The sequence below is a fragment of the Streptococcus sp. genome (assembly GCF_032481935.1).
Taxonomy (GTDB): Bacteria; Bacillota; Bacilli; order Lactobacillales; family Streptococcaceae; genus Streptococcus.
Window position 1 is genome coordinate 1 of record NZ_JAWERU010000069.1, and the last position, 5,862, is coordinate 5,862.

At 41.6% G+C, this 5,862-nt stretch carries 1 protein-coding gene and 1 pseudogene; both read left to right on the plus strand.

Translation table 11 applies throughout. From position 1 onward, the window contains the following. A pseudogene (locus E7C97_RS09025) lies at window positions 1-916 on the plus strand (DNA-directed RNA polymerase subunit beta'); the annotation flags it as partial. A gap of 263 nt (window positions 917-1,179) precedes the next feature. Then, on the plus strand, window positions 1,180-5,862 hold a 4,683-nt coding region (locus E7C97_RS09030), incomplete at its 3' end, for a CshA/CshB family fibrillar adhesin-related protein (RefSeq protein ID WP_316108992.1).

A 5,862-nucleotide genomic window follows, 5' to 3' on the forward strand; every position in this document is an offset into this window, starting at 1 on the left:
TGAAGCAGTTGGTACAATCGCTGCCCAATCTATCGGGGAACCTGGTACACAGCTTACAATGCGTACCTTCCACACGGGTGGGGTTGCCTCAAATACCGATATCACTCAGGGTCTTCCTCGTGTCCAAGAAATCTTTGAAGCCCGTAATCCTAAAGGGGAAGCGGTTATCACAGAAGTTAAAGGACAAGTTACTGCTATCGAAGAAGATGCTTCAACTCGTACCAAGAAAGTCTTCGTTAAAGGTGAAACTGGAGAAGGCGAATACGTGGTACCATTTACAGCCCGTATGCGTGTCGAAGTTGGAGACCAAGTTTCTCGTGGTGCAGCCTTGACAGAAGGTTCTATCCAACCAAAACGTCTCCTTGCTGTACGTGATGTCTTGTCAGTTGAAACCTACCTTCTCGGTGAAGTACAAAAAGTTTACCGTAGCCAAGGGGTAGAAATCGGAGACAAACACATTGAGGTAATGGTTCGTCAAATGATCCGTAAGGTTCGTGTTATGGATCCAGGAGACACAGATCTTCTCATGGGAACTCTTATGGACATTAACGACTTTACAGATGCTAACAAGGATGTTCTCATCGCAGGTGGAGTACCAGCGACAGGTCGTCCAGTCCTTATGGGAATCACCAAAGCCTCACTTGAAACAAATAGTTTCTTGTCAGCGGCTTCCTTCCAGGAAACAACTCGTGTCCTTACAGATGCGGCTATCCGTGGTAAGAAAGACCATCTCCTTGGTCTTAAGGAAAATGTTATCATCGGTAAGATTATCCCAGCTGGTACAGGTATGGCACGTTACCGTAACCTTGAACCACAAGCTATCAATGAAGAGTCTTACCTAGCATCTTCTCAAGAAGAAGCTTCAGTAGATACGACTGTAGAAGAAGTCGTTGAAACTGTTGAAGTAAGTGAATAAAATAATGCTTAAACAAAAAGAGGGTTATCCCTCTTTTTTTGTATTAAATATATAGAAAATGTATATTAATTTTTATATGATTTACTGAATAATTTGAACTATAAAAGTAGAAAGTTTTTTTCAGAAAAATTGAGCAAAATGCTTGGTATTCTAGGGCTGGCATGATAAAATATAACAGCGAGTAGTTTACGAAATATAATGAATAGTAAATACATATTTATTCTAAACTAAGTTAAATTTTATGCAACTTGGAGGCAATATTAGTGAAAAATGATCTGTTTAATGATCGTATCAGTCGATTTTCGATTCGTAAGTTAAATGTAGGAGTCTGTTCAGTTTTACTAGGAACTTTAGTTATGCTTGGAACTGCTACAGGAGTAGCAGCCGAGGAAGTCGCTGAGAATAAGCAAACTGACGAGATTGCTGTGACGACTGAAAAGGAACAGCCGGAATCTCTTTCTACATCTCAAGCTGAGAAAGAAGATGCTACAACTTATCAGGCAACTCCAGTTGTCCCAGTTGCAATTGAGACTAAGCCTGAACTAGATCAAACAAAATTACAAGCCTATATTGCTGAAATCGAGACAAACCTGACAAATGGTAAATATAGCAATAAGACAGATGAAAGTATTGATGCTTTAAAAGTAAGTCTTGTTAATGCTAAAAATGTTCTTGTCTCTGCTGGAAGTCAAGTTGAGTTGGATGCTGCTTATCAATCACTGGTAACAATGGTGAATGCAAAACTTAAAAATAAGGTAGTAGCAGAATCTAAACCAGTTGTTGAAGATAAAGCTGAAGTTACTGAAAAACCTGAATCAAGTATCGGTAAACTAGCAACAAACACTCAACCAGCAGAAGGTACAAATGCAATCCCAAATACAGGTCAGAATGATCCTCGTAATGGCAAAGAAATTAATAAAAATACAGCCTTTCGTGCGGATACAACAACTTCTGGGATTGGTGCAGATGTTGAAGATGCAACTTCTACACCAAAGATGGATAAGCCAGGTTTTACAACAGATATTAAAGCAGCAGACTTGGCAAGTCTAATCTCTTGGTTAGACTTTGGAGATACGGCTAACTGGACAGGGACAACAACTACATCAGATGGCAAACTTGCACTTCAAGTTGGGGCTACCTATACTAAGGAAATTATGCCGGGTTATGTGGTTACCATCAAGGTTAAATCTTTGAAACCCTTCCAGGCGACAGAACTTTATAAAAAACGCCTTGAAGACCGAGGAGCAACAGAAGCTGAAAAAGCGACCTATGATCCAAATGCAAGAAATGGTTATGGGAATGCGACTAATACACCTGCTACGAGAGTAGCTTTTACTGCTGGTGAAGAAGCTAAAGTTATTGCCGAAGCTCAAAACCGTTGGACTGAAATTAAAAAAGAAGGTATTGACACTGGTACAACTAAGAAAACTACTATCAGTTCAGAACTTGAAGGTGGGAATATCGGTGTTCAGTTTGAAGTTTCTGCGACCTTCCGTGGAAAAGTGGTCAAACCTGCCATTGTCATGGCGGATGGTGAGTCCGCTAACCCTGGTGAAATGGTTATGTTCACCACAAACGGAGAAGGTTGGCAACATATTGGGGAATGGCCCAAGGGCAATAATAAAACTTATATTCCACAAGATACAGACAATTTATTCGGTCCAAACCCTGCCACTAATATAGATGGCATGGGCTACTATAAGTTGAACCTTGACCTACTTCGACGTTCAAATCAAGTTGGGCCAGATAAAAAAGCGGTTGCTTGGAAGTACTTTGGAAGTGCCGATTTAACAACTGGAGGTCTCGGAACAGGGGTCTTTGGACCAAATATTTCAAGTATTGCTGCTGTTCCCCTTGTTATGACACGTGGAGCGTCCGAAGTTGGCTTGTATATCGCATCTTCAGGTAAACAATCAGCTATGCTTGGATTCTTCCCACTTGATGAAGGGGATGCTCCAGAAAGTTATGGGAAAGTTTATCATGCTCTTGGTACAGTTGATGGGATAACGGGATCTAAAGTTGCTCAACCATATTTGGGAAATGTTAGTCCCGATATGGATGAGAATAATAGAGGAGATTGGTTTGGAGATGACGATTCAGTTACTGCTGACGAAGGAATCGATCAGATTTTGCCGGACGAACTCAAGGGTGCGACTAATGATATGATTAAGTTAGACCGTACTCGTCCAGGGAACTACTCATTAACAATCGAAGCCCATACTGATGGTGCACCTAAGGCCTATATTTATGGTTGGATTGACTTTAACCAAAATGGTAAGTTTGATGATAATGAACGCTCTGAATTAGCTACTATAACCAAAGATGGCAACGTTGAACTCAAATTTAACAATGGTGCAGCAATTGTAGATCCAAGCGTAACAGAGCTTGGTGTACGTGTACGTATTGCAAAAGAAGCAAAAGAGATTGAAAAACCAACGGGTATGGCCTTTTCAGGTGAAGTAGAAGACTTTAAATCGCAAGTGACCCACCCACCAAAAGGGGAATTAAAGGAAACGACGGGTATTCAAGGTGCAAAACAAACAGCAACGGTTGCATTTACGGCTCAAGGTTTGTACAAATACAGTCGTACAGAACTTGCTAAAATTGACGAAAGTATCGCACCTTATATCGTCGACAAAGATGGAGATCAGGTAACTTTAGATAAAGAGGGTTACTACGTTGTTGCCGGTCAAGGTAAGTATAAGGTTACTAGTAATGGAACATCGGTTGATGTTGAATTTATTCCAGAGGATAATTTCCTTGGTACTGCAGATGGGATTTCTATTCGCCGTACGGATAACAATGGTTATGACACTGGTTGGACAACAAAAGATCCTACTAAAGAACCGATTGTAGACACTCTTCTAAACACTATGGATGGCCTTTACATCCCGACTGTAACTCCAAAAAATTTGGAAGGTCTTGATAAAACTTCAACAGACGTTCAAGGAGCTAGTCAAATTGCTACTCCAGAATTTGCTCTTGAAGGAACAAATAGTAATGGTGAGGAAGTTAAAATCACACCTGATTTTGATTATCCGGCTAAGTTTGTGAGTCCTACGACTGGCAAAGTTATCAATGATCCTGTTGTGACTGTAGAAGGGGAAGGAATTTACTACTTAGATGATTTGACTGGGAAAGTCACCTTTGTGCCGGAACCAGGATTTACTGGTACTGCTAAGGGAGTAACAGTTTCACTTACTGCACCAGTTGGACGAGATAAAAATAAACAAGTTCAACCAGAGTTTTTAAAAACAGCTACAGCTAAGTATATTCCAACTGTAACGCCAGTTACAATTGCACCTACTAATAAGGTTTCTGAGGATGTTCAAAACGTTCCTCAAACTCAAACACCTACATTTGAGTTAAGCAATGACAAGGTGACAGTAGCAGGCGAAGGAACATATGCAATTGATCCTACTACAGGAGCGGTTACCTTCACACCTGAAAAAGACTTTGTTGGAACTGCTACGGGTGTAAGAGTTCAAGCAACTGCAACCATTACAAATGCGAACGGTAAGAATTCAACGATCACATCTGATGCGACTTATACACCAACTGTTGTAGCAGCTGTTCCAACGGCAAGCCCTGCAACTTCAAAAGATATCCAAGGTGCCACTCAAACAGGTACACCAACCTTTGCAGGAACAACTGTTCAAGTGAACGGCAAAGATAAAGCTATTACCATTAAAGATAATAGTTACACACTTTTGGATAAAGATGGCAATGAGGTTACAAGCACACCTGCTTATGCCGCTAATGGTACAACTGAAATTGGTACTTTCACAATTAATCCAGCCACTGGCCAAGTGACTTTCACACCGACTGATAAATCATACACTGGTGCTGTAACACCAGCCAAGGTTCAAGCTGAAAGCTCAAACGGTATTAAGGTGGATACAACTTATAGACCTGAAATCGTTCCAGTAACCCCAACAGCGACACCAGCTGAAACAACTGATATTCAAGGTGCAACCCAAACCGGTAAACCTGAATTCAAGGGTGGAACAGTAACTGTTGATGGTGTTGAGAAAACAGTAGCTATCAATGAAGCTGTTCCAGCAACATTTGATAATGGTTTAACGACTAAGAAAGTAGATGGTGTTGGTACATACACAGTAGCCGCAGACGGAACTGTGACATTTGTTCCTGAGAAATCATTTACAGGAACTGCTCCGGCAGTGACGGTTGTTCGTGAAGATAAGAACGGAACTAAGGCTTCAGCAACATACACCCCAACTGTAACTCCTGTTACTCCAACTGCAACACCAGCTGAATCAACAGATGTTCAAGGTGCAACGCAAACAGGTAAACCTGCATTCACCGAAGGTGATAGCCGTGTGCCGATGAACGATGTTGTTCCAGCTAAATTTGATGATGGTTCAACTACGAAGACAGTGGATGGCATTGGTACATACACGGTAGCATCAGATGGAACAGTAACCTTTGTTCCAAAACCAAGCTTTACAGGCACAGCCCCAGCAGTGACGGTTGTTCGCGAAGATAAGAATGGAACTAAGGCTTCAGCAACCTACACACCAACAGTAACGCCTGTGACTCCAACAGCAAGTCCTGCAACTTCAAAAGACATCCAAGGTGCTACACAAACTGGTAAGCCTGTATTCACTGAAGGCGACAGCCGTGTGCCGATGAATGATGATGTTGCCGCAACATTTGACGATGGCTCAGCAACTAAGACAGTTGATGGTGTCGGTACCTACACAGTAGCAGCAGACGGAATGGTGACATTTGTTCCAGAACCAAGCTTTACAGGCACAGCACCAGCAGTTACAGTCGTTCGTGAAGACATGAATGGTACTAAAGCTTCAGCGACCTACACACCATCGGTAACGCCAGTTACAATTGCACCTACTAATAAGGTTTCTGAGGATGTTCAAAACGTTCCTCAAACTCAAACACCTACATTTGAGTTAAGCAATGACAAG